We start from the raw sequence: 26,868 nt of genomic DNA on the forward strand, positions 1-26,868 counted from the left end.
AAACCGCTACACCACTGAATCCGGACACACACTGACCCTGTGGGAGCTGGCTTGCCAGCGATGGCGGTATATCTGCTGACACTAATGCTGGATCCGAAGGCCTCATCGCTGGCAAGCCAGCTCCCACAAGGTACGTGACCAATTCGAGTTTTTTACTCCACGCAACTACTGCCCCCCAAACAAACGGGAGTAATCTGGCCGGCACACTCAATTGCCCGGGGAGCCTCGTCGGTATGGAACTTCACGTCGTGATCAACGGCCGCAAGGATCTCGCCGGTCAGTTGTATCAGCAGCTGCGCGGGGCCATCGAGTCCGGCCGTCTGGCCGCCGGCACGCAATTGCCACCCAGCCGTCTGCTCGCCGAGCAACTGGGCATCTCGCGCAAGACCATTTCCGACACCTACGCACAACTGACCTACGAAAACTTTCTCACCGGAGTGATCGGCAAAGGCACCTACGTCAACGCGCGCCCGGCGCAGATCCAGCGCAAGCAAAGCCACACCGAACTGGCCAGTGCCGACGTGATCGAGAGCTGGCGCAATCTGCCGGTGTTTCTGCGCCACCCGACGCTGGAAGGCTCGCTGCGTTATGACTTCATCGGCGGCGCCACCAGCAAAGGCCAGTTTCCGCAGGATGACTGGCGCCGCTGCGTCGCCCATGCGATGCGCCAGATGGGCCAGTCCAAGGGTTTCTACAGTGTCGCCGAGGGCCTGCCGGCGCTGCGCAATGCGATTGCCCGGCACATCGCGTTTTCCCGTGGGATCAACTGTCAGGATGAAGACATCGTCGTGTGCAACGGCGCGCAACAGGCGCTGGACTTGATCACTCGCGTGTTGATCCGCCCCGGCAGTCTGGTCGCCATGGAAGACCCCGGGTATCCGCCGGCACGCCTGTTGTTCGGTCCCCATGGCGCCGAGGTGGTCGGTGTGCCGGTGGATGCTGAAGGGATTGTCGTCGAGCAGATTCCCGACGGTACGCGGCTGATTTATGTAACGCCTTCGCACCAGTTCCCGCTGGGCATGCCGATGAGTCAGGCACGCCGCGAAGCCTTGCTGGTCCGCGCCCATGAACTGGGCGCAATCATCATCGAGGACGACTATGACAGTGAGTTTCGCTATGAAGGCCGGCCCACCGATTCGCTGTTCAATCTCGATCAACGCGGCATCGTCGCCTACGTCGGCACCTTCTCGAAAACCCTGTTACCGGAGCTGCGTCTGGGCTATGCGATCCTGCCGCCGGCCATTCTCGAGGCAGTGATCCGCGCCAAACAGCTCACCGACCTGCACGCCTCAACCCTCCCGCAATGGGCGTTGGCCAAGTTCATCGCCGAGGGTTGCCTGCTCAAGCATATCCGCCGCTGCCACACCATTTATGCCCAGCGCCGCGAACGGATTCTGGCGCGCATGGCCACCGATCTGGCGCCATGGCTGGACGCGGTGCCGGCCAGCGCGGGCTTTCACATGGCGGTGTTCTGCAAGGTGCCGATCGACTTGCCGTTGGTAATCGAACTGGCGAAAAAGGTCGAGGTTGGCCTGTATTCGATCAATGGTTTCTATTACCAGCAACCGCCGAAAAACGGTCTGTACTTCGGCTTCGGCGCCATCGAAACCCTCGACATTGATATCGCTCTGGATCGCCTGCGCGACATTCTGCAACAAGTTGCCTGAATGATTGGTCTGGGTGATTAACCGCCGATTGGTTATTGGTGATCGACAGGTGCAGGCCTATTCTGCACAGGCGTTATCCCTCAATGAGCAGGATTCGTCCGGCCTGATTCAGGAGTGTGAGCAATGTCCAACGAAGTGATCAATACGGTCCAGGTGCAGGCTGCCGCCGGCCGCTCGGAGGAACTGGGCAGGCAACTGCAGAAGATCGTCGAAACCCTGCGCGAAACCCCGGGCTGCGATTCCTATCTGGTCGACCGTTGCCCTGAGGACAGTCACCGCTGGACGGTCAGTGCGCGCTGGCAGTCGGAGGCGGCGATGCAGGCGCATTTCAACCGGCCCGAAGCGCAGGGGTTTATTGACCTGATCGATAGCCGGTTGGCCAATAGCGTCGACTTCAACAGCTTTCCCATCGTTTGACTTACGGACGCCATCGCTGGCAAGCCAGGCTCCCACAGGGTTTTGTGTCGTTCATTAATCATACGAACGACGCAAAAACCTGTGGGAGCTGGCTTGCCAGCGATGGCTTATTTGAAAGCACTGAAGATCCACAGATTGGTCACCTGATCTTCCCGAATATTGGCCGTTTGAATGCGCCACCCTGCGGACTACTGTGATTGCACCCCCAACCTCACAGGTAACCCGCCATGAAAGCCCTGCCCTTCTTCGCCGCCGCCCTCGCCCTGAGCCTTTGCGCCTCGGCCGCTTTCGCCCACGACCCGTCCGAAAAAGTCACCGTGCTGCAAGACCAGATGCTGAAAAACGCCCCCGGCAAAAAAGCCATGATGATCGAAGTGGACTACAAACCCGGCCAGTCTTCCATTGCCCACAAACACGACGGCACGGCCATGGCCTACGTACTCGAAGGCGAAGTCATTTCCCAGGTAAAAGGCGAACAGGCGATCACCTACAAGAAGGGCCAATTCTGGTACGAGCCTGCCGGCTCCGAACATCTGGTGTCGAAAAATGCCAGCAAAACCAAACCGGCCAAGTTGTTGGTGTTCATGGTGCTGTCGCCGGATGAGCAAGTGCTGATCCCGCTGAAAAACTGATGGATGTTTAATCAGCCATAAATAAAAAGGCGCAAATCATCGATTTGCGCCTTTTTATTTCCCGGCGCAATTAACCGCCCCGCGTTACAGCAAATAAAACTATTCAACAGCAAACCAGACAGCAAATTGTCAGGTTGCTTACAGCGTAGCGGGTTTAGTCTCAATTAACGGTCGTCAACGACGACAACTCAAACTTTCCGACTGATGTTGTTTCACGGGAGAAACACCATGAAACTTGCGTTTGCCAGCACCTTGGCGATATCGGTTCTAGCACTTTCCGCCTGCTCGGTGCCGACCGCACCGAAAGCAGTTTCATCCCTCGACACACTCTTCACCCAACCGGTCGGCCGCAGCAGCGCCGCCCAGGTGAAAAGCGGTCCCGGCGTATCGCTCGGCGTGGTCTACAGCCCGAGCACCCAGACCAACCGCGAATACCTTCGCAACTATCAGGCCAACGCCGGCACCGGTTTCGGCCAGAGCCTGCTGGTGCAACCGATTCACGACGCCTACGTCGCCAGTTCAAAACCCGACATGGCGGTGGATTGGGTCAACGCCTCGCTGCAGCGTCAGTTCGGCTCGGTGACGGTGTATCCGGACATGCAGAGCCTGCGTGCGGCCAGACCGGATGTGGTGGCGATTATCGACACTCACAGCCAGTTGATCACCTCGCGCAGTTCCGATATCAAGGCGGATGTCAGTGCCGATTTTTATGATGCGCGGTTGAACTATATCGGTACGGCGAAAGGTTCGGATGCGCGGGAATTGACGCCGGTGTGGGCGGACTTCAAGCGGTCGGAAGAGATAGTGGCGGATATTAATCAGCAGCAGGATGTGCAAGTAAGGGCGTTGCAGAAGTTTGACCAGTCGCTCAGTAATTTATTGACCAAGGCGACAGATAAAGTGTCGATGCTTGATAGTAAACAGGATAAAAAGTTGTATTGAATGTGAGGGCCTCATCGCTGGCAAGCCAGCTCCCACAGGGCACTTGTGTCGATCACAAAACCATTGTGGGAGCTGGCTTGCCAGCGATGAGGCCAGAACAGCCACCACAAAACCCTCAGACATAAAAAAGCCCCGGCATCTCACGACACCGGGGCTTTTTCATTCAGCCACTACTTACGCCAGTTCAAGCTCGGCATTCGCAGTCACCGCAGGCACTACCGCTTGCCCACTCAACGCCAGATCCAGCAGTTCACGGTTGGCCACCGCATACATGGCGTAGTCCGTGCCGCTCGCCGCACGGATTTCTACCAGCATGGCGCGCCAGCGCGAGATCATGCTTTCGTGCTGTTCCATCCACAGCGCCAGGCGTGCTTCCACGTCCTGAGTGCCGTCGCCCTGTTGCAGGACGGAGATGGTGATCGCACGTTGCTGCCAGTCGACGTCATCGCGGAACGCTTCACGGGCCAGGGCTTGCCAGTTGTTTTCAACCGGCAGCGCGCTGATCTGTTGCAGGTACCAGGTGATGTCCAGCGCACTGCCCACAGCGAAGTAGGCCTTGGCCACTTCGGCCGGGTTCTGGCCAGTCACGTCGGAGGCTTCGATGATCGGCAGCAGCGTGTACAGGTGCGAGGTGCCCGCAACCATACGCGCCAGCAGTTCCGGTACGCCGGCTTCGACATACGCCTGATAACGCGCCTGCCAGTTTTCACGGATTTCGCCGCTCAGCAGCTCGTCGAGTTTCAGACCCAGCTCTTTCAGGTGCGGACCGAAATGCGCGACGTCACGGGCAGCGTTCTGCTCGTTGCGGCGAGCACGCAGGAACCAGCGCGTGGCACGGCGGCCTAGACGCATCAGCTCGTCCATCAGTTCCAGCTGTACGTCAGCGCTGACTTGGTAGTCCAGCGCTTCGATCTGACGGAACCAGTGCGGGAGGTGGAAGATGTCGCGCACGATCACATAGGCGCCAGCCACGTTCGCCGGGCTCATGCCGGTCGACTCTTTGAGTCGTTGAACGAAGGTGATGCCCATGTGGTTGACCAGGTCGTTGGCGATCTGGGTGCTGACGATCTCGCGCTTCAGACGGTGACGACGCATGGCTTCGGAGAACTTGCTGACCAGGGTCGGCGGGAACGCCGTTTCCATGTCGCGGGTCAGGTAGTCGTCGTCCGGCACCAAAGAGCCCAACAGCTGCTCTTTGAGGTCGATCTTGCTGTAGGAGATCAGTACCGACAGCTCAGGACGGGTCAGGCCGTGGCCTTCAGCGATACGCTCGTTGATCTGCTCTTCGGTCGGCAGGAACTCGATGGCGCGGTCCAGCTTGCCACGGCCTTCCAGATCACCCATCAGACGCTTGTACTCAGCGATGCGCTCGTAGGCACGACGCGCTGCCAGGGACAGGGCCTGAGTCTGCTTGTAGTTGTTGCCCAGCACCAGATTGCCGACTTCGTCGGTCATGCTCGCCAGCAACTGGTTGCGTTGCTTGTCGGTCATGTCACCGGCCTGAACCACTTCGTTCAGCAGGATCTTGATGTTTACTTCGTGGTCGGAGCAGTCGACGCCACCGGCGTTGTCGATGAAGTCGGTGTTGGAGCCGCCGCCATTCAGACCGAATTCCACACGACCCAGTTGGGTCATGCCGAGGTTACCGCCCTCGCCCACGACTTTGCAGCGCAGCTCGTTGCCGTTCACGCGCAGCGCATCGTTGGCCTTGTCGCCGACATCGGCGTGGCTTTCAGTGCTGGCCTTGACGTAAGTACCGATACCGCCGTTCCACAGCAGATCCACCGGTGCCTTGAGCAAGGCATTCAGCAGTTCGGTCGGGGTCAGCTTGTCAGCCTTGATGTCGAAGCGTTCCTGCATCTGCGGGGAGATCGCGATGCTCTTCGCGCTACGCGAGAAGATACCGCCACCTTCGGACATGATGCTGGTGTCGTAGTCGGTCCAGGCCGAACGCGGCAGGTCAAACATGCGTTGACGCTCGACGAAACTGGTCGCCGGGTTCGGGTTCGGGTCGATGAAGATGTGCAGGTGGTTGAACGCAGCGACCAGTTGCAGCTTGTCGGACATCAACAGGCCGTTACCAAACACGTCACCGGCCATGTCACCCACGCCGACCACGGTGATGCTGTCTTCCTGGACATTGATGCCGCGCTCGCGGAAGTGACGCTGTACGCCAACCCACGCGCCTTTGGCGGTAATGCCCATTTTCTTGTGGTCGTAACCGGCCGAACCACCGGACGCAAACGCGTCACCCAGCCAGAAGCCATAGTCGATGGCGATGCCGTTGGCGATGTCGGAGAAGGTTGCAGTGCCCTTGTCCGCCGCTACTACCAGGTAGGGGTCGTCATCGTCGTGGCGAACCACGTTCAATGGCGGCACCAGTGCGCCGTCTTTCAGGTTGTCGGTAATGTCCAACAGGCCCGAAATGAAGATGCGGTAGCAGGCGATGCCCTCGGCCGCGATCTCGTCACGGCTGCCGCCCAGTGGCAGACGACGCGGCAGGAAGCCGCCCTTCGCACCCACTGGCACGATGACCGAGTTCTTCACTTGCTGGGCTTTTACCAGACCGAGGACTTCAGTACGGAAGTCTTCTTCACGGTCGGACCAGCGCAGACCACCACGAGCGACGTTACCGAAGCGCAGGTGCACGCCTTCAACGCGCGGCGAGTAAACGAAGATTTCGAACTTCGGCACTGGCTTCGGCAGCTCAGGAATCGCGTGCGGGTTGAACTTGAAGCTGAAGTACGACTTGTTCTGGCCGTTGGCGTCAGTCTGATAGAAGTTGGTCCGCAGGGTGGCTTTGATCAGGTCGAGGTAACGACGCAGGATGCGGTCTTCGTTGAGCACCTGGACGTCGTCCAGTGCGGTCAGAATCGCTTGTTCCAGACGCAGTTGCTTGTCTTCCAGATCGTCGTCGCTGAGTTTGCGCGCCAGATAGAAGCGTGTCTTGAACAACCGGGTCAGTTCGCGAGCGATGTCGGTGTGGTTGTTCAGGGTGCTGGCGATGTAGCCCAGATCGAAGCCCAGACGAATCTGCTTCAGGTAACGCGCGTAAGCGCGCAGCAGCGCCACGTCGCGCCATGGCAGACCGGCGGTCAGCACCAGACGGTTGAACGCATCGTTTTCGGCGTCGCCACGAACGATGTGGACGAACGCGTCCTGCAGGGTGTCGTTGAGTTGCTGGATGTCGAGGTCCAGGCCTTCAGCGGCGGTGAACGCGAAGTCGTGAATCCAGAACTCGCGGCCATTGGTGTGACGCAGACGGTACGGGAATTCACCCAGTACGCGCAGACCGAGGTTTTCCAGAATCGGCAACACGTCGGACAGTGCCAACGGGGTGTCGGCGTGATACAGCTTGCAATGCAGCTCGCGCTGGCCGGAGACCTGGCCGAGCGGCTGATAGAAGCTCATCACCAGCGGATTTTTTTCGTTCAGGCTCAGCAGGTGCTGCATGTCGACCACGGCCGAATGCGCTGCAAAGCGCTCGCGGTAACCGGCCGGGAAGCCTTTCGGGAAGTCGGCCAGCACGTTGGTGCCGTGGGCTTCGCCGAAGCTTTCGACGGTCAGTGCAGCATAGTCGTCCTGCCAGCTGCGGCACGCTTGGACGACTTCTTTTTCCAGCAGCACCGGATCGATGTCGAGACGGTTTTTCGGGTCGACACGCAGGATCAACTGCACGCGCGCCAGAACCGATTCGGAGAAGAACGTCCAGAATTCGCAATCGGAAGCCTTCAGGCGCTCCATCAGCACTTGCTGGATCTTCTGGCGAACTTCGGTGGAATAGATGTCGCGCGGCACGTAGGCCAGGCAGTAGCAGAAACGACCGTACGGGTCTTTGCGCAGGAACACGCGGATCTTGTTGCGTTCCTGGATCTGCACGATCGACATCACGGTGGTGAACAGTTCATCGACCGGGGTCTGGAACAGGTCATCACGCGGCAGCACTTCGAGGACCTGCGCCAGTTCCTTGCCCAGGTGAGCCTTGGACTGGAAGCCGGAGCGGGTTTCGATTTCTTCGACCTTGCGGCGGATGAACGGGATGACCCGCACGCTCTCGCCATACACCGACGAGGTGTACAGGCCCATGAAGCGGTGTTCCTTGATGACTTTGCCGTCAGCGTCGATTTCACGGATCGACACGTAGTCCGGGTAAGCCGGACGGTGTACGCGGCTCGGGTGCGCTGCCTTGGCGAACGACAACAGGGTCGGTTCGCGCAGGTAGTTCACCGCGTAGTCTTCGATGCGCAGGTCATCGTAGGTCAGGCCGGTGCGCAGCAGTTTGGTCAGGCCGAGGAAAGAGTTCTGGTCGTACTCGATGTGGCCGCCATCAGCCTGATCGGTGACCACGAATTCTTCGTAGCCGAGGAAGGTGAAGTGGTTGCCCACCAGCCATTCCAGGAAGCTTTTGATTTCGTTCTTTTCGTCGGTATCGACGGCGAACGCGCTGTTGTCGAGCTTGGTGAGGATTTCCTGCACCTTGGCTTTCATCGGCTCGAAATCGGCGACCGCGACGCGGACTTCACCGAGAACCTGTTCCAGCTCTTTGCTCAGCACATTCAGTTCGGCCGCGTTCGCGCAGCGGTCGATTTCCAGGTACATCAGCGATTCGTGCAGAACACCTTCGCCGGTGCTGCCTTTTGGCAGAATTTCCAGCAGTTCGCCCTTGCTGCCACGACGTACGCTGAGCACGGTGGTTTGCAGGGTGTGGATGCTGTAGCCGCGGCGGTTCAGCTCGGTGCGGACCGAGTCGACCAGAAATGGCAGGTCGTGGTGCAGGACTTCGACCGCGGTGTGGGTCGACTGCCAGCCATGACGCTCGTAATCAGGGTTGTAGACGCGCACTTGCGGTTGCGCGTGATCGAAGCGCTCAAGCAGGCGCCACGCAGAAAGAGTACAGCCAGCGAGGTCGGAGAGGCGACGTTGAGTCAGCTCGTCCAGGGAAATGATGCCGAAGAATTGTTCAGCGAACAGCGCCACTTGTGGCAGTGCCTGTTCACTGATGTGCTGCGCCAGTGCCGCTTGCAGTTGGTGCTGGAAGTCGGCTTTGCTGGCTGCGGTGAAGAACGCCATCTGTGGTACTCCGCTTAAGCTTGTTATTGATGGAAAGCGTCGCGTGCAACACCCCTTTCGGGGTTCAAGTCACCCTGCTCCTGATTCTCGGGCAGAGGAAACAGGGGGACAGGTGGGTGAAGCTGGACGGGACACTCAGGTCACATTCACCTTCCATAGAATGAGCATCTGCAAAAACGACTGTCGGGGCTGCCAACAATGCCTTTACGGGTGCTCATCCGTTGCGCAGCTTAATGGGTGCGACAATGTGTCTGCTTGCGGTGCTGCGACATATTCGGTCATTGGCACGTAAACCAAGGCTTTGGCACCGGTAAACACTAGCAGGCATTAAGAAAAACAGCGGCTCGAATGCCCGTATTTACGGTACATGCGTGCCAGAAATGACCATTGACCTGTGTCGCGTACACGACACATCCTCTGACACTCTCACATGCAGAAATTCCCGAGGGCTGGCAGAATCGCGCCCAATTGCGACCAACACGCCCTACGAGGCAGGAATTCCCCATGCAAATGACCACCGCCCTACTGATCGTCAACCCGTGCGATGACGAAGAAGACAACATGGCCATGCTCTGCTGCCACAGCGACAAGGGCGACATGTTTCTGATGAGCCGTTATCCGGATGAGGATGAGCTGGAGATTACGCTGGATGGCGAGCCTTCGACGCTGGATGGGGTGAAAGTCACCCTGACCTCGAACCTGTTGAAGATCGAAATCGCTGCAGCGGATGCCGATGCGTTGAACGGGGATGATGTGCTGGAGATCAGCTTTAACCCGGACATGGTGGATCTGGATGAGGTTGTCGAGACCTTGACGAACATCCTTGATGGGACGGGTACCTTCATTAACGAGATTTGATGTTGCCTAGGCTGGCCCCATCGCTGGCAAGCCAGCTCCCACAGTGATCGATGTGTTGCACAAATCGCATGCACACCACAGATAACTGTGGGGGCTGTGTTGCACAAATCGCATGCACAACCCTGAACCTGTGGGAGCTGGCTTGCCAGCGATGAGGCCAGAACAGTCACCCCCAACACTCCCCCGCTACAAAAATCCAACAAATCCCCCAGTCATTTCCCGCACTTTGCGCAAAATGCCGTTAGTCGCCACCCCCCGCGATGGATTAAAGTAACGCCCCCAGCCCCGGCGTTATCCGAACGCCCGTGGCCATCCCTTTCCAGGAACAGTCATCGATGGAACATCGTGAAGCGCTGCTGGCGCTGCGAACCTTTCTTTCAACGCAGATTCTCGGCCAGGAAAAACTCATCGAGCGGTTGCTCATCGCCCTGCTCGCCGACGGCCACATGCTGGTCGAGGGCGCGCCAGGGCTGGCCAAGACCAAAGCGATCAAAGAACTCGCCGAGGGCATCGAAGCCCAGTTCCATCGCATCCAGTTCACCCCTGACCTGCTGCCCGCCGACATCACCGGCACCGAGATCTATCGCCCGGAAACCGGCAGTTTCGTGTTCCAGCAAGGGCCGATCTTCCACAACCTGGTACTGGCGGACGAAATCAACCGCGCCCCGGCCAAGGTGCAATCGGCGCTGCTCGAAGCCATGGCCGAACGTCAGGTGAGTGTCGGCCGCAGCACCTACGAACTGTCGCCGCTGTTTCTGGTAATGGCCACGCAGAACCCGATCGAGCAGGAAGGCACTTACCCGCTGCCGGAAGCCCAGCTCGACCGTTTCCTGATGCACGTGAAAATCGGTTTCCCGGACGCTGCCGTCGAACGCCGCATCCTCCAGCAGGCCCGTGGCGAAGCGCTGAACGGCGAGACCAAGCCCGAGCGTCGTGTCAGCCAGCAGGCGATCTTCGCCGCGCGCAAGGAAATCCTCGGTTTGTACATGGCCGACGCCGTGGAGGAATACCTGGTGCAACTGGTCATGGCCACGCGCACCCCGGCCAAGTTCGACCCGGAGATGGCCGAGTGGATCGCTTACGGCGCCAGCCCGCGTGGCTCGATCGCCCTCGACCGCTGCGCCCGCGCCCACGCCTGGCTGGCCGGTCGCGATTTCGTCAGCCCGGAAGACATCCAAGCGGTGCTGTTCGACGTGTTGCGTCACCGCATCATTCTGTCGTTTGAAGCCGAAGCCGCCGGCATCGATCAGGATCGGGTGGTGCAGCGGATTCTCGACGTCGTAGCCGTCGCTTGACCCCCATGAACGCCCCTCTGCCGTCCGAACCGGGCATCCGCGTCAGCCTCGCCGAGCTGATCGAGATGCGTCACCGGGTGCGCGAAGTGCAGCTGTTTTCCACGCCGAGCCAGCGCAGCCCGCTGATCGGCCTGCATCACTCGAAATTCCGTGGTCGCGGGGTCGACTTCGATCAGGTGCGGGTCTATCAGGCCGGCGACGACGTGCGCACCATCGACTGGCGGGTGACGGCACGCACGCAAGAACCGCACACCAAGCTGTTCCATGAGGAACGCGAGCGGCCGATTTTCATCATGGTCGAGCAAAGCACGCGGCTGTTTTTCGGCTCCGGGCTGATGTTCAAATCGGTGCTGGCGGCGCAAGCGGCGGCGTTGATCGGCTGGGCCGCACTGGGCCATAACGATCGCGTTGGCGGGCTGGTGTTCGGCGACAACGAGCACTACGAAATCAAGCCACGGCGCAGCAAACAAAGCCTGCTGCAATTGCTCAACCGCTTGGTGAAGGTCAATCAGTCGCTGCACAGCGAGCGTGAGCCGGATCGCGATGCGTTTGGCGTCGCCCTGCGCCGTGCCCGTGAAGTGCTGCGCCCGGGCAGTCTGGTAATCGTGATTTGTGATGAGCGTGCGCTGTCCGACAGCGCCGAGCAGCAACTGAGCCTGCTGTCGCGTCACTGCGACCTGCTGATGCTGCCGCTGTCCGATCCGCTCGATCACGCCCTGCCCGCTGCCGGGCTTTTAAGATTCGCCGAACGCGGCGCGCAACTGGAACTCGACACCCTCAACTTCGACCTGCGCCAGACCTATCGCGCTCAGGCCGAAGCGCGAATCGCCCGTTGGGAATTGCTCGCGCAGAAGTTGCGGGTGCTGCTGATGCCGCTGAGCACGCAGAGTGAAATGGTCGAGCAGATGCGCGAGTTCCTCAATCCGCAGCGCCCAGGGAAAGGTCGATGAACGGCCTCGAACAACTGCAACCGCTGATCTCGCCGCCACCGATTGCCTTCTGGCCACCGGCGCCGGGCTGGTGGCTGCTGCTTCTGTTGCTGCCGCTGCTCGGTTTCGCCGTGTGGCGCCTGCGGCGTTTCATTCCGATGAAGAAACGCCCGATCATCCGCGCCGAACAACCACTCGACCCGGTGCGCGTCGCCGCCCTCGCAGAACTGGCGCAGATGCCCAAACCTTACGACGGCGCCCCGGCCGGGGCGTGGCTGCAACAGCTCAACGGCCTGCTCAAGCGCTTGTGCCGCAACCACTATCCCTACAGCCAGAGCCACACCCTCAATGGCCGCAAATGGCTGGCGTTCCTCGACAACCGCTGCCCGGCCGCCGGCCTGACACGCTGGATGGTGCTGGTCGAAGGCGCGTACAAACCGGAATGCAAACTCGACGACAAAGCCATCGCCGGCCTGACCCAGGCCGTCGACACGTGGATTCGCAAACATGTTTGAGTTCGCCTGGCCGTGGATTTTCGCGCTGTTGCCGCTGCCGTGGTTGATGCGCCTTGTACTGCCGGTGGCCGACAGCGGCGAGCCGGCGCTGAAAGTCAGTTTCCTCGCCGACCTCGAAGGCCTCGCTCGCCGCCGCGCCCGCGCCAACCTGCCGGCGTGGCGCCAACAGGCACCGTTCATGCTGTTGTGGCTGTTGCTGCTGACCGCCGCTGCCCGTCCGCAATGGCTCGGTGAGCCGCTGCCGATTGCGGCCAGTGGGCGTGATCTGTTGGTTGCCGTCGACGTGTCCGGTTCGATGGACTTCCCCGACATGCAATGGCAGGACGAAGACGTCAGCCGACTGAATCTTGTGCAGCACTTGCTCGGCGATTTCCTCGAAAGCCGTGACGGCGACCGCGTCGGCTTGATCCTGTTCGGCAGTCAGGCCTATCTGCAGGCGCCGCTGACCTTCGACCGCCACACCGTGCGCGTCTGGCTCGACGAAGCGCGCATCGGCATTGCCGGCAAGAACACCGCCATTGGCGATGCCATCGGTCTGGCCCTGAAACGCCTGCGCATGCGCCCGGCGCAAAGTCGCGTGCTGATTCTGGTCACCGACGGCGCCAACAATGGCGGTGAAATCGATCCACTGACCGCGGCAAAACTGGCGGCGAGTGAAGGCGTGAAGATCTACCCGATCGGCATTGGCGCCAACCCGGAAGAAAGTGGCTCCACAGCGCTGCTCGGGGTCAACCCGAGCCTTGATCTCGACGAGCCGGCGCTCAAAGCCATCGCCGAAGTAACCGGCGGCCAGTATTTCCGCGCCCACGACGGCAAAGAGCTGCAAGCGATCAAGGACACCCTCGACCAGCTCGAACCGGTCACCCAGCAACCGACCCAGGCCCGGCCGGCGCAAGCCTTGTATCACTGGCCGCTGGCGTTGGCCTTGTGGTTGAGCCTGCTGCTGGTTGCGCGCGAATTGTGGCCGGATAACCCGCTGCAACGCCTGTTCACCAAGGAGCTGTATCTGCAAAGTCCGTTGCCTGACTGGCGCGAGCGCCTCAAGCGCCTGCGTCTGCGGAGGCGTCGATGATCGCCCTCTGGCCGCACTGGTTCCGTCCCTGGTGGCTGCTGCTGTTGCCGCTGCTCGGCTGGCTGCTCTGGCAACTCTGGCATCGGCAGAAACGCGCCGGGCGCTGGCAGATGATTCTGCCGCCGGCGTTCCATGCCACGCTGCTCAGCGGCGGTAACGGCCGCGACAGCAAACTGCCGTGGGTCGCCCTGGGTGTGGCGTGGCTGCTGACGATTCTGGCGCTGCTCGGGCCGAGCTGGGAACGCGTCGAACAGACCAGCCAGAAACCTGCCGACCCGTTAGTGGTGGTGCTGGAACTGACCCCGGAAATGCTCGCCACCGATTCGCCGCCGACGCGACTGGAACAGGCGCGGCGCAAGCTGTTCGATCTGTTGCAGGCGCGCAGCGATGCGCAGACCGCCATCGTCGTCTACGCCGGCAGCGCGCACACGCTGGTGCCGCTGTCGGATGACCTCGCGACCAGTCGTAATCTGCTCGATGCGCTCAAGCCATCGCTGATGCCGGAAAGCGGCCATCGCGCCGATCTGGCCGTTGGCAAAGCACTGGCGCTGCTGAAACAGGGCGCGCTGGGTCAGGGGCGAATTTTGCTGATCGGCTCATCGCTGAGCGAAGAGGAACGCCAAGGCATTCGCCGCGCACTCAGCGGACAATCGGCGCAATTGTTGATGCTCGGCATCGGCACCGCTGAAGGTGCACCGATCGCTCAAGAGGACGGCAGTTTCCTCAAGGACGAACAAGGCGCGATTCGCGTGCCGCAACTCGACAGTCCAGGCCTGAGCGCATTCCTCAATAGCGTCGGCGGCGAATACCACCCTGCCCGTCTGGACGAAGGCGATCTAGCTGCCCTCGGCCTGCTCGACGGCCCGCGCAGCCTGCGCGACGACGGCCAGACCGTACGCCTGGATACCTGGGCCGATCAGGGTTACTGGCTGCTGTTGCCGCTGTTGTTATTGGCCGGGTGTGCCGGACGGCGCGGCTGGCTGTTCTGTTTGCCGTTGCTGTTGTGCCTGCCGCAACCGAGCTACGCTTTCGATTTCGAAGACCTCTGGCTGCGCCCAGACCAGCAAGGCCTGCACCTGCTCAAACAGAAACGCCCGGCCGAAGCGGCGCAACATTTTGACGATCACCAGTGGCAAGGGGTGGCGTTGTACGAGGCCGGCGACTACAGTGGCGCCGCCCAGCGTTTCGCCGAAGGCAGCGATGCCCGCGCTCACTACAATCGTGGTAACGCGCTGGCGAAAAGCGGCGAGCTGGACGCAGCGATCGACGCCTATGAACAGGCGTTGGAACTGCAACCGGACTTGCGCCCGGCACAGACCAACAAGGCCCTGGTGGAAAACCTGCTGAAGCAGAAAAACACCCCGCCGCCCGCCGAGCCGGAAAACAAGCCCAGCGAGCAAAACCTGCCCGGCGATGAACCGCCGCCAGCGACTGCACCGCCGCCGGCAGTGAAAAGTGAAACACAGAGCGAGGCGCAGCCCGCCGAGCCGGCCAGCGAACCGCCGCCAACCACACCACCGCAGCCAGGCCCCGACGAACTAACGGGCAGCGTTGAGGAAGAACAAACCGACACCGTGCCGACCCTGCGCCCGAGCGAGGACAACCTCGAAGGCGAGCAACGCCAGGCACTGGAACAATGGCTGGGCAAGATCCCGGACGATCCGGGCGAATTGCTGCGACGCAAATTCTGGTACGAACAGCAACAACATCAGGATCAGGAAAACACTCGATGAACCGTTTCACCGCGCTCTTGCTGCCCCTGCTGCTCTGCACGGCCACCGCCAATGCGGCCGAGCTGACCGCCAGTGTGGATCGCAGCCGCCTGAATTCCGGCGAGACGGTCGAACTCACTCTCGAAACCAGCGACGTCACCCAGTTCGGCAAACCCGACCTGGCCCCGCTGGAAGCGTTGTTCGAAGTGCGCGGCACGCGGCAAGTCAACCAACTCAACACCCTCAATGGCGACAACCGCGCGACCACGCGCTGGATCATCACCCTGTTGCCGAAAGAGAACGGCAGCGTGGTCATTCCGCCGCTGCAAGTCGGTGATGTGCAGAGCCAGCCGATCACCGTGCAAGTGGTCGAAAGTGACACTCGTGACGAGAAGAACAACCTCGATCCGGTGTTCATCGAGGCCAGCCTCGACCAGTCCAGTGTTTACGTACAGGCCCAGTCGATTCTGACCCTGCGCATCTACCATTCGGTCTCGTTGTATGACGACAGCAGCCTGACCCCGCTGCAAATCGCCGATGCGCGGGTTGAGCAGTTGGGCGACACCCGCACATACGAAAAAGACATCAACGGTGTGCGCCATGGCGTGATCGAGATGCGCTATGCGATCTATCCGCAGCACAGCGGGTTGCTGACCATCGTGCCGCAGACGTTCAGCGCGACGCTGGTCGACACGCAGCCGGCCCAGGACGCCAGCGCACAAGGGCCAAAGGCCGGCAAATTGATGCGCGTCAGTTCCGCCGAAATCCCCCTGACCGTCAAGCCCAAGCCGCAGACCTACCCCGCCGATTCGCCGTGGCTACCGGCGCGCAGCCTGAGCCTGAGCGAGAGCTGGAACCCGGAGCCGGAGCACATCCAGGTCGGCGACTCCCTGACCCGCAGCCTGACGCTGAAAGTCGAAGGCTTGGCCAGCTCGCAACTGCCAGCGCTGCCCGCCACCGAAGTCAACGGCCTGCGCCGCTATCCGGATCAACCGGTGCTGAGCAACCAGAGCAGCGACCGGGGCCTGATCGGCAGCCGTGAAGAACGCGAAGCCCTGGTGCCGAGCCGCAGTGGCTCGATTGATTTACCGACGGTCGATGTGGTGTGGTGGAACACCTTCGAAGACCATCTGGAACACACCAGCCTGCCAGCGCGCACCCTGCAAGTGGCGAACAACCCGAGCCTGCAAGTCGACACCCCGGCCGGCAACCTGCAACCGGGAAGCGTCGATAACGATGTGTTGTGGTGGTGGAAACTCAGCACCCTGATCCTCGCCTGCACCACCCTCATCGGCTTCGGCCTCTGGTGGCGCGCACGCTGGCAACCGGCAGTGCATCGCGCCGCCCAAACCGGCCCGAGCCCGCGCACCTTGATGGACGACATCAAGCGTGCGAGCCAGGCGAATGACCCGCAGGCGACGCGGCAGGCACTGGATGCATGGGCGCGTCAGCAGCCGGAGACACTGGCGGACATGGCGGCGCGGTTTGTGCCGTTGTCGGATGCGCTGGATGGGCTCAATGGTGCGCTGTACAGCGAGACGGGGCAGCATTGGCAAGGTGAGGATTTGTGGCGGGCGATCCGCGCGATTCCGGCGGCGGAACGGGTGCAGGATCCGGTGGGTGACAGCGGGTTGCCGCCGCTTTATCCGAAGTAAAAAATAGCTGAGGAAAATCGGAATCGATAGTTGAATTCGTTGTTACTTGCTCGCCTTCGCGATAGGAGAAAACAAAAGCCTTCCATTGTTCACCGCGCTTGCCTGCGCTGGCCTGTAATTCGCCTACCAGACGAAGAATGATCGCGCCGTTGATGTCGTTCTCGACGTTCTAGGCCTCTACGCCGTCCTTCTCAACGCACAGCTGCGTCTCAATATATCCTCACCCAGTTCGACACCATAACGAAACGCATCATAGCCATGAACTACGCCGGTTTCGACCAGCTGGAAAATTTCCTGGGCAATTTTTTATATTTTCAGTGATCACTCTATTTACCCCCTGCCAATTTATTCACACTTGATCAACTGCTCTAGAATTCCATGCCGATCAGGCAAGGAAACAATAGTATTTTGAAATACCTCCTCGAGGCTGCCAGACCATCTATAGACCTTGAACTGATCAAGGAATCCCGACACCAAGCGCAGCAACAGACAATAGTCCAGCGCAATCCCACCCTCGTCCATTTCAATAATCATGAGCGTTATTCCAGCCATATCTACTGGCAACACAGCGCCTTCTTTTCGCAGAAATTCTTCTAGACTCTGCCCTTTAAATTTTTCAATTCTTATCCACGGCTCAGAGCTCTGCTTACTGCTCCACTCACGATTGACTTCCCATTTATTGACTTTCAAATCCAAAAAACTGCAATCGCTAAAAACCTCTCTATCCTGAAAATAAGAAACGGGAACGCTTCCCCATGCCTGACTGACCAAAGCGTCTCTCTCAGGCAAGTGAGCCCCTGGTTCCAATACAACAGCATATCTATTGCTCATGAGAGCCCGGTACAGATAACGGACCTGTTTTGCGAAGTGGTTTTTTCTATTTCCTGCAGCCTAAACATAGTCCATCCAGTCATCAGAATTAACAGAGCGTCCCTTTTCAAGGAAAGCCTTGTAGCGCTCCCTGTATTTATCTAGAGAAACATCTGAAACGTTTATGAAAACAAATCCGCTCTGTCTCTCTTCAACAGACAAAGACACTGGATCTATTTTTATCGGAGCACCGCTTACCACAACCCCCGACAATTTTGACCGATGAAATATAAAGCTCTTCCCTCCCGCCAGCGGAAGAATTAGCTCTGCAACGGCAAATATTATCTCCGGCTTTGAAACTTCACACCTATCACCTTCCTCATAATTTTCCGAGTGGTTTTCCGGAATAAGAAACAATCTGTAATCTATAATTACCAACCATCCTTGCAAGTCAACACAATCGCCAACAGTCACTGTTACTCCCCAATCACAATAGCGCTATATAGAGCCGGGACAGACAACCTTCATTAACCGAGCATCTTCAATCATTCAATATTTGAAACATAAGGGTCAACACCCTCACGGATTAATCGCTCCCGCAGCTCAAACAAAAACTTCATAACTGCTTCCTCACCCATGGCTGCGGTCAGCGCTTCCTGTTCCGAAATCTCATCCTCACGTATGACATCCACGTGATTACCCGCGTCGTACTTGATGAAATAACGTTCGTGGCGCAGGTAAATTTCCACATCGCGAAATTTGAATAACACGTTATCCACGCCGCTTCCTCATTGGAAAGTCGAAAGCAAACTCACTTTCCCCGTCGTTTGCCTCGCACGTTCAGTCGCAGCATTGATCTCATCCGCATACGCCGACACGTCCAGACCCAGACTGATCATCGACCTGATCGATTCCAATGCGACGTAAATCGCACGGTTGCCGTGACGTGAAGTCACCTTCAGTAATACGACCAGTGCTCTCTCATCCGGGTCTCCCAACGTCTCGCATAACCGCAATACCCAGAAATCGCTTTTGCTGTCTACAACTGCCAATAGCTCCAGCCAATCGGCGTCAGAAAAGCCATCCAGCATTTCGTAAGCCCTGATAATGGCGACATCGGACCAGTAATCGCTTGAGTATTCTTTATCAGCAAACATCTCGATAAATTTATCAAACTTAATAAACATCGTCGCTTGGCTCACCCCGTGAAGAAACCACCTACCGACTTCTAAAGAAGAAAAAGTTTCGTACGGCTTCCATGTCCGATAGTAAAACGGGGACAGACTACGTTTTCGGAGTACTTCCTAAACGTGGTCTGTCCCCATCATTTACCCGTATATCTCAAGAAATCCCTTGTCACTCGATTCAACGGTAAGCACTGCATCCTCATACCCCTCAAGGTCATCGCTCAGCCAGGTTTCCCCTGGGCGCAGCAGATGAAACTTCACCGTCGCATCGAATTCGTCACCCGAAATGACTCCCTGCAGAACTCCCGGCTGACCTGACTTGTTCCACGCCTCAAACACTAAAAACAAGTACGAGAGCGCGCATGCCAAAAAATCAGCGGTTACATAATCATCGGCATGGATCGAGTTAACGAAACATTCATATCCCGTTCTATCTGGGAAATTCTTCAGGCTTACATGCTTCTGGAAGCTCTCCAGACTCTTCAAAAAAACACAACCATCCCGTTCCACGAAACCGGACCTTGCGATATCCGCCAACTCGCCATCCAGAGAAGCACACCCCACACGAGCGAGCATTTGCTGCATTTCACAGTTAAGTTTCACACACGTCCCTCAAGCATCACGCCACTTCGCCAAGCACCAGGGCTGTAAGGGTGTATCGCGCACGGACAAATGCAGAATACAGAACCGGGGACCCTGCACCGAGGACAGACTACAGTTTATTTAAACGTAGTCTGCCCCCCCCAAATTTATTGCTTACTCCGCCAGTCAGAGAGTGCGGCCCGTTAATTGGAGCTCTTTCCATAATCAAACCCTTCGGGAATGTCAGGCCAAACTGGCTTTACGAGCAACGCATCCAGATCGTCATAGATATCCCTGAAAAAATTCGCAAGATCCATGAAATTCATACGTGAATGCACCAGCGCCGCCGCCAACATGACATCATCCCCACTCTCCCTGGCGGAGGCCATTTTAGACATATTGAAAAGAGCTTTCTCAAGTCTTTCCGACAACTCGGCCTCCCAATTCAGTTTGTAATCAGCCTCCCAACTGTCATCATCAAAACCACCGGTTTTTTCTTTAACCAATTGGATGATCAGGTTTTTCACCGATTGGAAATCATTCATCTCAACTTTCTCTTTTCCGCGCGGGCATTTTTGTTTTTGCTTCATTTACCGGACCATCGAGGTTCAACACAACTTTCAGATCGTTAAATTTATCGAAGACCTTAAGGTGGTCATGGTGAGCGTTATTGCAATAAAACCGGGACCGATCACGTTTATTATCAAATCAATGGTTGAATTTCGTTGTCACTTGTTCGCCTTCGCGGCAGGACAGGACAGGACAGGACAAAGGATATCCATGGCTCGCCGCGAGCGACTGCAATCTCGTGTAATTTTTCTACAATCGCATAGATTTTCGAATGGTTGAAATCGTTTTCAGCGCCCCAGATTTCTGAACCATTTTTTTCAATGGCGAGACTGACTTACTTCCTTTATATAGGAAGAAAACTGTCCACCACCTTGATCCACATGCAGCCGCCCGCACTGCTGGCATCGATAAACCGTCACAGCCCCTTGATCTATCGTTTCGTAGAACTCGTCTTCAGACAGCCAACGATTTGATAGCGCACAGCCAATTTCATCTATCTTCTGTTCAGCGACCAGAGACATTTCACACTCGGAGGTCCCTTGAGACAGGTTGATTACATGACCGCAGACACAAGCAAATTTCGGCATGATTACTGAAGCGTCCTCTTTCTGTTCAAGCTTCGTCTTATGCCCATTTTAGAAGCACAGCTTCATCGGAAACTGTTGGTAGTTTTCTAAAACGCGAAAAGCATACCGCACCTACCGCCAATGATATCAATATGATAGCCAAATACCAGATAACCGCTGTCAGGCGTCACCGTAATGCCCAGCCGCGCGATACCCCGACAAGCCCTCACGCCGCAATAATCTGTAAACTCTCCCCTCTTTCGCCGCCCTTCATGTCCCTGCGGCCATCACCTCTTTATCTGTAGCGGAGTCCGCCTTGCGTCTGTTTCACACCTCCGACTGGCACCTTGGGCAAAACCTGCACGGCCAGGAGCGCGATTTCGAGCATGCGTGCTTTCTGGAATGGCTGCTGCGCCAACTGCAACTGGCGCAGCCGGATGTGCTGCTGATTGCCGGGGACATCTTCGACACGGTGAACCCGCCGGTCAAAGCCCAGGAACGCCTCTACGATTTCATCGTCAGCGCCCACGAGCAGCAGCCGTTGCTGACCATCGTAATGATTGCCGGCAACCACGATTCCGGCTCGCGGATCGAACTGCCCGCGCCGTTGATGCGCCGTTTGCGTACTCATGCGCTGGGTCGGGTGCTGTGGTTGGACGATGGCCAACTCGATGCCGAGCGTCTGCTGCTGCCGCTGCCGAACGCACAGGGGGAGATCGCCGCGTGGTGCCTGGCGCTGCCGTTCCTGCGCCCGGCGGAGGTGACTGGCGCGCATTTGGGCGACAACTATTTGCGCGGTATCGGTCAGGTGCATGAGTGGCTGATCGAAGCGGCCAACGCCAAGCGCAGGCCCGGCCAAGCGCTGATCGCCATCAGCCACGCGCACATGGCCGGTGGTTCGGTGTCCGAGGACTCCGAGCGCAGCCTGATCATTGGCAACGCCGAAGCCCTGCCCGCCAGTCTGTTCGGGCCGAGCATCAGCTACGTCGCCCTAGGTCATTTGCACAAGCCGCAGAAGGTCAACGGCGAAGAACGCATTCGCTACAGCGGTTCGCCGATTCCGCTGTCGTTCTCGGAGATTGGCTACCAGCACCAGATTCTCGACGTCGTGCTTGATGGCGAAGCCCTGGTCAGCGTCGAGCCGAAACTGATCCCGCGCTCGGTCAACCTGCAGCGCATCGGCCCGGCACCGCTGGCCGAGATTCTGCTGCAGCTGGCCGACCTGCCGAACATCGATCTGCTCGCCGAAACCCAGCGCCAGCCATGGCTGGAAGTGCGCGTGCGCCTTGACGAACCGCAACCGGATCTGCGCCATCAAGTGGAAACCGCCTTGCAAGGCAAAGCCGTTCGACTGGTACGCATCGCCGCAGAATACGCCGGCAACCGTGTCGCGGACGGCAGCGAGGACGGCACTGCGTTGATCGAACTCGATCAACTCACCCCGCAGGAATTATTCAGCCGCGCCTGGCTGGACAACTACGGCAGCGAGGTCGATGAGCAGACGCTGAAGGACTTCGCCGAACTGCTGCAAGACGTGCAACTGGAGGGCGAGCAGCCATGAAGATTCTCGCCATTCGCTTGAAAAACCTCGCTTCGCTCGCGGGCCCGTTCGAGATCGATTTCACCGCCGAGCCGCTGGCCAGCGCCGGTCTGTTCGCGATTACCGGCCCGACCGGCGCCGGTAAAAGCACCCTGCTCGACGCCTTGTGCCTGGCGCTGTTCGGCGCGGTTCCACGCCTGAACAACACCGGCCGTGACGCCAAAGTCCCGGATGCCGACGGCGAAATCGCCACTGGCGACCCGCGCACGCTACTCCGTCGAGGCACGGGCGAAGGCTACGCAGAAGTCGATTTCGTCGGTGTCGACGGCCGTCGCTATCGCGCACGTTGGGAAGCCAACCGCGCCCGCGAGAAGGCCGGCGGCAAGTTGCAGGCCAGCCGTCAAAGCCTGCGCGACATCGATCAGGATCAACTGCTCGCCAGCCAGAAAGGCGAATACAAGACGCAACTGGAAGCCGCGCTGGGTCTGAATTTCGAACAATTCACCCGCGCCGTGCTTCTTGCCCAAAGTGAGTTCAGCGCATTCCTCAAGGCTGATGACAACGACCGCAGCGAGCTGCTGGAAAAACTCACCGACACCGCGCTGTACACCCGCTTGGGCCGCCGCGCGTTCGACAAAACCAAAGAAGCCCGCGAAGCGCACAAGCTGTTGCAGGATCAGGCGACCGGCGTCACTCCGCTGGCCCCTGAAGCCCGCGCCGAACTGGATGAGCGTTTCAATGCAGCGCAGCAACAGCTGAAACTGCAACAGGCGCAACTCAAGCAGCTTGAGCAGCAGCACGGCTGGCTCAAGGATCTGCGCCAGTTGCAGGACGCGCAGCAAGCGGCAGCCGAACAACTGCACAGTGCCCGACAGCAGTGGGAAAGTCTGGCCGGTGAACGGGTCAAACTGACGCGACTGGAGCAGCTCGGCCCGCAACGGCACCAGTTCGCCCGCAAGACTGAACTCGACGCGCTCTTGTCCCCGTTGGCCGCACAGATTGCCGCGCACACGCAGCAACTCGCCGAGCTGACCGAGCACCAGACACTGCTGGAGCAAAACCTCGACACGGCGAAAGTCGCCCTGAGCGAAGCCCAGCACACGCAAAGCGAAAGTGCAGCGTTGTTGCGTCAGGCTTTTGAAGAGCAAAGCACCCTCGCCCGTCTGGCCAAAGACACGGCCCAGAGCAGCGAAGCGAAACACAACGCGGAGCAAGCCTGCAGCCAGGGCCAGAGCGCCATTCAAGCCTTGCTGGACAAGCAGACCCAGGTCGCCGAACGCCTGCAACGCATTGCCGCCGGACTTGAGCAAAGCGCTCATCTCGCGCCATTGAGCGATGCGTGGAATGCCTACCGCGATCGCCTGCAACAGCTGATGCTGATCGGCAATCGCTTGAACAAGGGCCAGACAGAACTGGCTTCGCTCGAAGAAAACGCCACTCGCAGCGCCGAAGCATTCGCGACACAAAAGCAGCAACTGGAAGTGTTGTTCAAAGAGGCTGGCGCCGAGCCGGATGCCGTTGCCGAGCAGATCGGCATCCTCGGCAACCTGTTGCAGGACAACCGCAAACAGTTGCGTGCCATTGAAGACCTCTCGCGGCTGTGGGCTACGCGGCAGGATCTGGACAAACGCGGCGCCGAGCTACAACAGCGTCAGCTCAACGCTCAGCAGGAGCGCGAGCGCCTGACTCAGGACGGGGTCAAAACCAAAGCCGAACTGACCATCGCCGAGCAAACTCTTAACGTCACCCGCGAGTTGCTTGAGCGTCAGCGTCTGGCCCGCAGTGCCAGTGTCGAGGAGTTGCGCGCGCAGTTGCAGGACGACCAGCCGTGCCCGGTCTGCGGCAGCAACGAACATCCGTACCACCAGCCCGAGGCGCTGTTGCAAAGCCTTGGCAAACACGATGAAAGCGAGCAGGCCAACGCCCAGCGAGTGGTCGATCAGCTCAAGGAAAAACTCACGGAACTGCGCGCCGAAGTGGTTGGCGTCATCGCTCAGCAGAAAGAACTGCTGCAACAGCAGGAGCATTTGGCGAATCAGCAGCAGGCGTTGGCACCAAGCCTCGACGCTCATCCGCAAACCGTGCAACTGATGAATCAGGACGCCGACAAGCGCGACGCCTGGCTCACCCGGCAGAACGAGCAGTTACACCAGAGCATCACTCAGGACGAACAACGCCAAAGCGCCCTGCTCACCTTGCAGCAGGATGCCGCGCGGCTGACCCAGCAACTGCGTCAGGCCGAAACCGCGCATCAGCAAGCGGCGCAGCATCTGAGCAACCAACAGCGCGAGCTGAACAGCGACCGGCAGCGGCTTGAAGAAGAAATCAGCGCGTTCGCCAGTCTGCTGCCAGCGGACACTCTTGAGGCCTTGCGTGTAGAGCCTGCGGCAACGTTCATGCAACTCGACCGACAGATCGCCGAGCGCCTTGAGCAAGTCGATCAGCAAAAGGAAGAGCTGGCCGAACAGCAACAACGTCAACAGACGTTGGAGAAAGAACAGGATCGTCAGCAGAGCCGCGTGCAACAGTCGCAAGTCGCCGAACAGCAGTTCAATGCGCTGGCCGAGCAACAGCGGGCCTGTCAGGAAAAACTCGCGCAACTGCTCGGCGAGCACAGCAGCGCCGAGCACTGGCAGCAGCAACTGGAACAGGCCGTAGAGCAGGCGCGTAACGCCGAAACCACGACTGCCCAGGAACTGCAAAACGTGCGCACGCAACTTGTGCAGATCGCTGCCGAGCTCAAGGCGCAGCAGGAACGCTTGCAGGCGCTGGACACTGAAGACAAGGATCTGGCCGGCAAGATTGCCGACTGGCGCGCCCGTCACCCGGAACTGGACGACGGCGGCCTCGAAGAGCTGTTGCGCGTCGACGACGGGCAACTCACTGCACTGCGCCAACGCCTGCAACTCAATGAAAAAGCCATCGAACAGGCGAATGTTCTGTTGCAGGAGCGCGAGCAGCGCTTGCTCGATCATCAGGCCCAGCACAACGGCAATCTCGACGGCGAACAACTGGCCAGCGCCCTTGCCGACCTGCAAAACCAGTTCAACGTCAGTGAGCAGCAATGCGCCGAACTGCGTGCCGAACAGGCTGAAGACCAGCGTCGGCAGAACGCCAATCAGGCGCTGGCGCAGCAGATCGCCGACGCCTATGCCGAGTACCAGCGCTGGGCACGCCTGAGCGCATTGATCGGTTCGGCGACTGGCGACACATTCCGCAAGATCGCCCAGGCCTACAACCTCGACTTGCTGGTGCACCACGCCAACGTGCAGTTGCGTCAACTGGTCAAGCGCTACCGTTTGAAGCGCGGCGGCAGCATGTTGGGGCTGTTGGTGATGGACACGGAAATGGGCGACGAACTGCGCTCGGTGCATTCACTGTCCGGCGGCGAGACGTTCCTGGTGTCGTTGGCTCTGGCGTTGGGCCTGGCATCGATGGCATCGAGCACGCTGAAAATCGAATCGCTGTTCATCGACGAAGGCTTCGGCAGCCTCGACCCGGAATCCCTGCAACTGGCGATGGACGCCCTCGACGGCTTGCAGGCGCAGGGTCGCAAGGTCGCGGTGATTTCCCACGTACAGGAAATGCACGAGCGGATCCCGGTGCAGATTCAGGTGCAGCGTCAGGGCAATGGTTTGAGCACATTGGAGGTGAAATGAATACGCTGTACTCCTTCCGCCGTTGCCCGTACGCGATGCGGGCGCGGATGGCGCTGCGTTATTCGGGCGTGGCGGTGAACATTGTTGAGGTCAGCCTCAAGGCCAAACCGGCCGAGATGCTAGCGATCTCGCCCAAAGGCACGGTGCCGGTGCTGGATGCCGGTGGTCTTGTGATTGATGAGAGCCTGGAGATCATGCGCTGGGCGCTGGCGCAGAATGATCCGCAGGGTTGGTTGCTTGGCGGGGATTCACGGATTGCGGAGCTGATCGAGGCGAACGATCAGGGGTTTAAGGTTGATTTGAATCGGTATAAGTACGCCGAGCGCTATCCGGAGCAAACGATGGAGATTTATCGGGCCGAGGGCGCGGTGTATTTGCAGAGGCTGGAGGAACTGCTGACGGATCGCGATTATTTGTTGGCGGATCATCCGAGCCTGGCGGATATCGCCTTGTTGCCATTCGTACGTCAGTTCGCCCATGTTGATCGCGAGTGGTTTGCGCAGACGCCTTTCGTACGATTACAGGCTTGGTTACAACACTTTCTAGAATCCGACCTCTTCACCTCGATCATGAAGAAGTAAACCTTACCCTCCGCTTGAAGATCGTTCCCACGCTCCGCGTGGGAATGTCTCAAGGGACGCTCTGCGTTCCAATCGGACGCAGAGCGTCCGGGGCTGCATTCCCACGCAGAGCGTGGGAACGATCAAGTAAGCGCTTTACGCCAGAGCATCGCACATACCCAACGCCGAGCAATCCACTTCAAACGGCCCGAGGAAATCGACCGAGACCTTTGCCGGTGGATTACCGGCCAGCAGCCCCAGCGTATTTGCCCGCTCAATGTTGTGCGCAATGTTGTGGTTGGCCTCTATGGCCCGGGCCAATGCACCGACCGAGCCTTGACCAATCCCCAGTAATGAAGCGCCATTGGTGATTAATGCCAGACCGGCAATCACCCAGAATCTGTAGCCTTTCATGCTCCACCGACTCCTGCGAGTTCAGTCCTATCAACCATCACGCTGTGCGAACGGTGTTCAAACTGGATGCCGGGGTTTGCGACTTGAATCGGCGCTTCGAACGTGTGTTCCAGTTGCGATGAAATGCTGACGATCAGCACCAGAGCCAGGTAAAGACCGATGGCCAGGTAGGCGCCGAATTTGGCAGAAGAGATGATTGCGCTGGCCATGGTGTTC

General features: G+C 58.9%; 24 protein-coding genes. 14 read left to right on the plus strand and 10 right to left on the minus strand.

Going from position 1 to position 26,868, the window contains the following annotated elements:
* Positions 1–233 precede the first annotated feature (233 nt).
* The 4 genes from pdxR (at position 234) to ACVVH8_RS17375 (ending at position 3,658) form a co-directional block, all read left to right on the plus strand.
* Positions 234–1,667: a MocR-like pyridoxine biosynthesis transcription factor PdxR gene (gene pdxR, locus ACVVH8_RS17360; protein WP_475225176.1), complete on the plus strand. Its 1,434-nt coding sequence runs from the start codon at positions 234–236 to the stop codon at positions 1,665–1,667.
* Positions 1,668–1,790: 123 nt separating this feature from the next.
* Positions 1,791–2,084, plus strand: coding sequence for a putative quinol monooxygenase (locus ACVVH8_RS17365; RefSeq protein WP_103307409.1), 294 nt, complete (start codon positions 1,791–1,793; stop codon positions 2,082–2,084).
* 227 nt (positions 2,085–2,311) lie between these two features.
* Entirely contained in the window at positions 2,312–2,716 is a 405-nt protein-coding gene (locus tag ACVVH8_RS17370; protein ID WP_315447773.1) for a cupin domain-containing protein, read from the plus strand.
* Between the two features lie 228 nt (positions 2,717–2,944).
* The gene (locus ACVVH8_RS17375) at positions 2,945–3,658 is read left to right on the plus strand and encodes an ATPase (RefSeq protein WP_475225179.1); all 714 of its coding nucleotides are present in this window, start codon (positions 2,945–2,947) and stop codon (positions 3,656–3,658) included.
* Positions 3,659–3,832: 174 nt separating this feature from the next.
* On the opposite strand, the gene ACVVH8_RS17380 is transcribed toward ACVVH8_RS17375, so the two are convergent.
* Entirely contained in the window at positions 3,833–8,728 is a 4,896-nt protein-coding gene (locus tag ACVVH8_RS17380; protein WP_475225182.1) for an NAD-glutamate dehydrogenase, read from the minus strand.
* Positions 8,729–9,232: 504 nt separating this feature from the next.
* On the opposite strand from ACVVH8_RS17380, the gene ACVVH8_RS17385 reads away from it, so the two are divergent.
* The 7 genes from ACVVH8_RS17385 to ACVVH8_RS17415 all read left to right on the plus strand — a co-directional run bounded on the left by ACVVH8_RS17385 (position 9,233) and on the right by ACVVH8_RS17415 (position 16,764).
* A complete protein-coding gene (locus ACVVH8_RS17385) occupies positions 9,233–9,586 on the plus strand; it encodes a hypothetical protein (RefSeq protein ID WP_103305776.1) in 354 nt (117 codons plus the stop codon).
* 335 nt (positions 9,587–9,921) lie between these two features.
* Positions 9,922–10,881, plus strand: a complete 960-nt coding sequence (locus tag ACVVH8_RS17390; RefSeq protein ID WP_003218556.1) for an AAA family ATPase — start codon at positions 9,922–9,924, stop codon at positions 10,879–10,881.
* A gap of 5 nt (positions 10,882–10,886) precedes the next feature.
* Positions 10,887–11,831, plus strand: a complete 945-nt coding sequence (locus ACVVH8_RS17395) for a DUF58 domain-containing protein (RefSeq protein ID WP_103305775.1) — start codon at positions 10,887–10,889, stop codon at positions 11,829–11,831.
* Positions 11,828–12,325 carry a DUF4381 domain-containing protein gene (locus tag ACVVH8_RS17400; protein WP_475225184.1) on the plus strand — a complete coding sequence of 166 codons (498 nt, stop codon included), beginning with the start codon at positions 11,828–11,830 and terminating at the stop codon, positions 12,323–12,325. The genes ACVVH8_RS17395 and ACVVH8_RS17400 overlap by 4 nt, the downstream gene beginning before the upstream one ends.
* Entirely contained in the window at positions 12,318–13,397 is a 1,080-nt protein-coding gene (locus ACVVH8_RS17405) for a vWA domain-containing protein (RefSeq protein ID WP_475225187.1), read from the plus strand. Before ACVVH8_RS17400 ends, ACVVH8_RS17405 begins: the two co-directional genes overlap by 8 nt.
* Positions 13,394–15,130, plus strand: coding sequence for a tetratricopeptide repeat protein (locus ACVVH8_RS17410; protein WP_475225190.1), 1,737 nt, complete (start codon positions 13,394–13,396; stop codon positions 15,128–15,130). Before ACVVH8_RS17405 ends, ACVVH8_RS17410 begins: the two co-directional genes overlap by 4 nt.
* A complete protein-coding gene (locus ACVVH8_RS17415) occupies positions 15,127–16,764 on the plus strand; it encodes a BatD family protein (RefSeq protein ID WP_475225192.1) in 1,638 nt (545 codons plus the stop codon). The genes ACVVH8_RS17410 and ACVVH8_RS17415 overlap by 4 nt, the downstream gene beginning before the upstream one ends.
* Before the next feature lie 345 nt (positions 16,765–17,109).
* Here ACVVH8_RS17415 and ACVVH8_RS17420 read toward each other — a convergent pair whose 3' ends face one another.
* The 7 genes from ACVVH8_RS17420 to ACVVH8_RS17450 all read right to left on the minus strand — a co-directional run bounded on the left by ACVVH8_RS17420 (position 17,110) and on the right by ACVVH8_RS17450 (position 20,434).
* The gene (locus ACVVH8_RS17420; protein ID WP_212809213.1) at positions 17,110–17,595 is read right to left on the minus strand and encodes a hypothetical protein; all 486 of its coding nucleotides are present in this window, start codon (positions 17,593–17,595) and stop codon (positions 17,110–17,112) included.
* A 60-nt stretch (positions 17,596–17,655) separates the two neighbouring features.
* Entirely contained in the window at positions 17,656–18,048 is a 393-nt protein-coding gene (locus tag ACVVH8_RS17425) for a hypothetical protein (protein WP_475225194.1), read from the minus strand.
* 71 nt (positions 18,049–18,119) lie between these two features.
* Positions 18,120–18,353 (minus strand): hypothetical protein, encoded by a 234-nt coding sequence (locus ACVVH8_RS17430; RefSeq protein ID WP_475225197.1) that lies wholly within the window; start codon positions 18,351–18,353, stop codon positions 18,120–18,122.
* A 9-nt stretch (positions 18,354–18,362) separates the two neighbouring features.
* On the minus strand, positions 18,363–18,776 hold the full coding sequence (locus tag ACVVH8_RS17435) for a hypothetical protein (RefSeq protein ID WP_218276683.1): 414 nt from the start codon (positions 18,774–18,776) through the stop codon (positions 18,363–18,365).
* A gap of 126 nt (positions 18,777–18,902) precedes the next feature.
* On the minus strand, positions 18,903–19,364 hold the full coding sequence (locus ACVVH8_RS17440; protein ID WP_103305769.1) for a hypothetical protein: 462 nt from the start codon (positions 19,362–19,364) through the stop codon (positions 18,903–18,905).
* A 182-nt stretch (positions 19,365–19,546) separates the two neighbouring features.
* A complete protein-coding gene (locus ACVVH8_RS17445; RefSeq protein ID WP_475225199.1) occupies positions 19,547–19,933 on the minus strand; it encodes a hypothetical protein in 387 nt (128 codons plus the stop codon).
* 297 nt (positions 19,934–20,230) lie between these two features.
* On the minus strand, positions 20,231–20,434 hold the full coding sequence (locus ACVVH8_RS17450; protein ID WP_103305779.1) for a hypothetical protein: 204 nt from the start codon (positions 20,432–20,434) through the stop codon (positions 20,231–20,233).
* Positions 20,435–20,795: 361 nt separating this feature from the next.
* Between ACVVH8_RS17450 and ACVVH8_RS17455 the strand changes: the two genes are divergently transcribed.
* The 3 genes from ACVVH8_RS17455 to ACVVH8_RS17465 are packed head-to-tail and all read left to right on the plus strand — an operon-like array spanning position 20,796 to position 26,259.
* Positions 20,796–22,040 (plus strand): exonuclease SbcCD subunit D C-terminal domain-containing protein, encoded by a 1,245-nt coding sequence (locus tag ACVVH8_RS17455; protein ID WP_475225201.1) that lies wholly within the window; start codon positions 20,796–20,798, stop codon positions 22,038–22,040.
* Positions 22,037–25,678, plus strand: a complete 3,642-nt coding sequence (locus ACVVH8_RS17460) for an AAA family ATPase (protein WP_475225204.1) — start codon at positions 22,037–22,039, stop codon at positions 25,676–25,678. The genes ACVVH8_RS17455 and ACVVH8_RS17460 overlap by 4 nt, the downstream gene beginning before the upstream one ends.
* The gene (locus tag ACVVH8_RS17465; RefSeq protein WP_475225206.1) at positions 25,675–26,259 is read left to right on the plus strand and encodes a glutathione S-transferase; all 585 of its coding nucleotides are present in this window, start codon (positions 25,675–25,677) and stop codon (positions 26,257–26,259) included. The genes ACVVH8_RS17460 and ACVVH8_RS17465 overlap by 4 nt, the downstream gene beginning before the upstream one ends.
* Before the next feature lie 135 nt (positions 26,260–26,394).
* On the opposite strand, the gene ACVVH8_RS17470 is transcribed toward ACVVH8_RS17465, so the two are convergent.
* Positions 26,395–26,652: a hypothetical protein gene (locus ACVVH8_RS17470; RefSeq protein ID WP_103305764.1), complete on the minus strand. Its 258-nt coding sequence runs from the start codon at positions 26,650–26,652 to the stop codon at positions 26,395–26,397.
* Positions 26,649–26,861 (minus strand): hypothetical protein, encoded by a 213-nt coding sequence (locus ACVVH8_RS17475; RefSeq protein WP_103305763.1) that lies wholly within the window; start codon positions 26,859–26,861, stop codon positions 26,649–26,651. The genes ACVVH8_RS17470 and ACVVH8_RS17475 overlap by 4 nt, the downstream gene beginning before the upstream one ends.
* Positions 26,862–26,868 lie beyond the last annotated feature (7 nt).

The sequence above is a fragment of the Pseudomonas trutticola BRTCR10 genome, assembly GCF_056155105.1.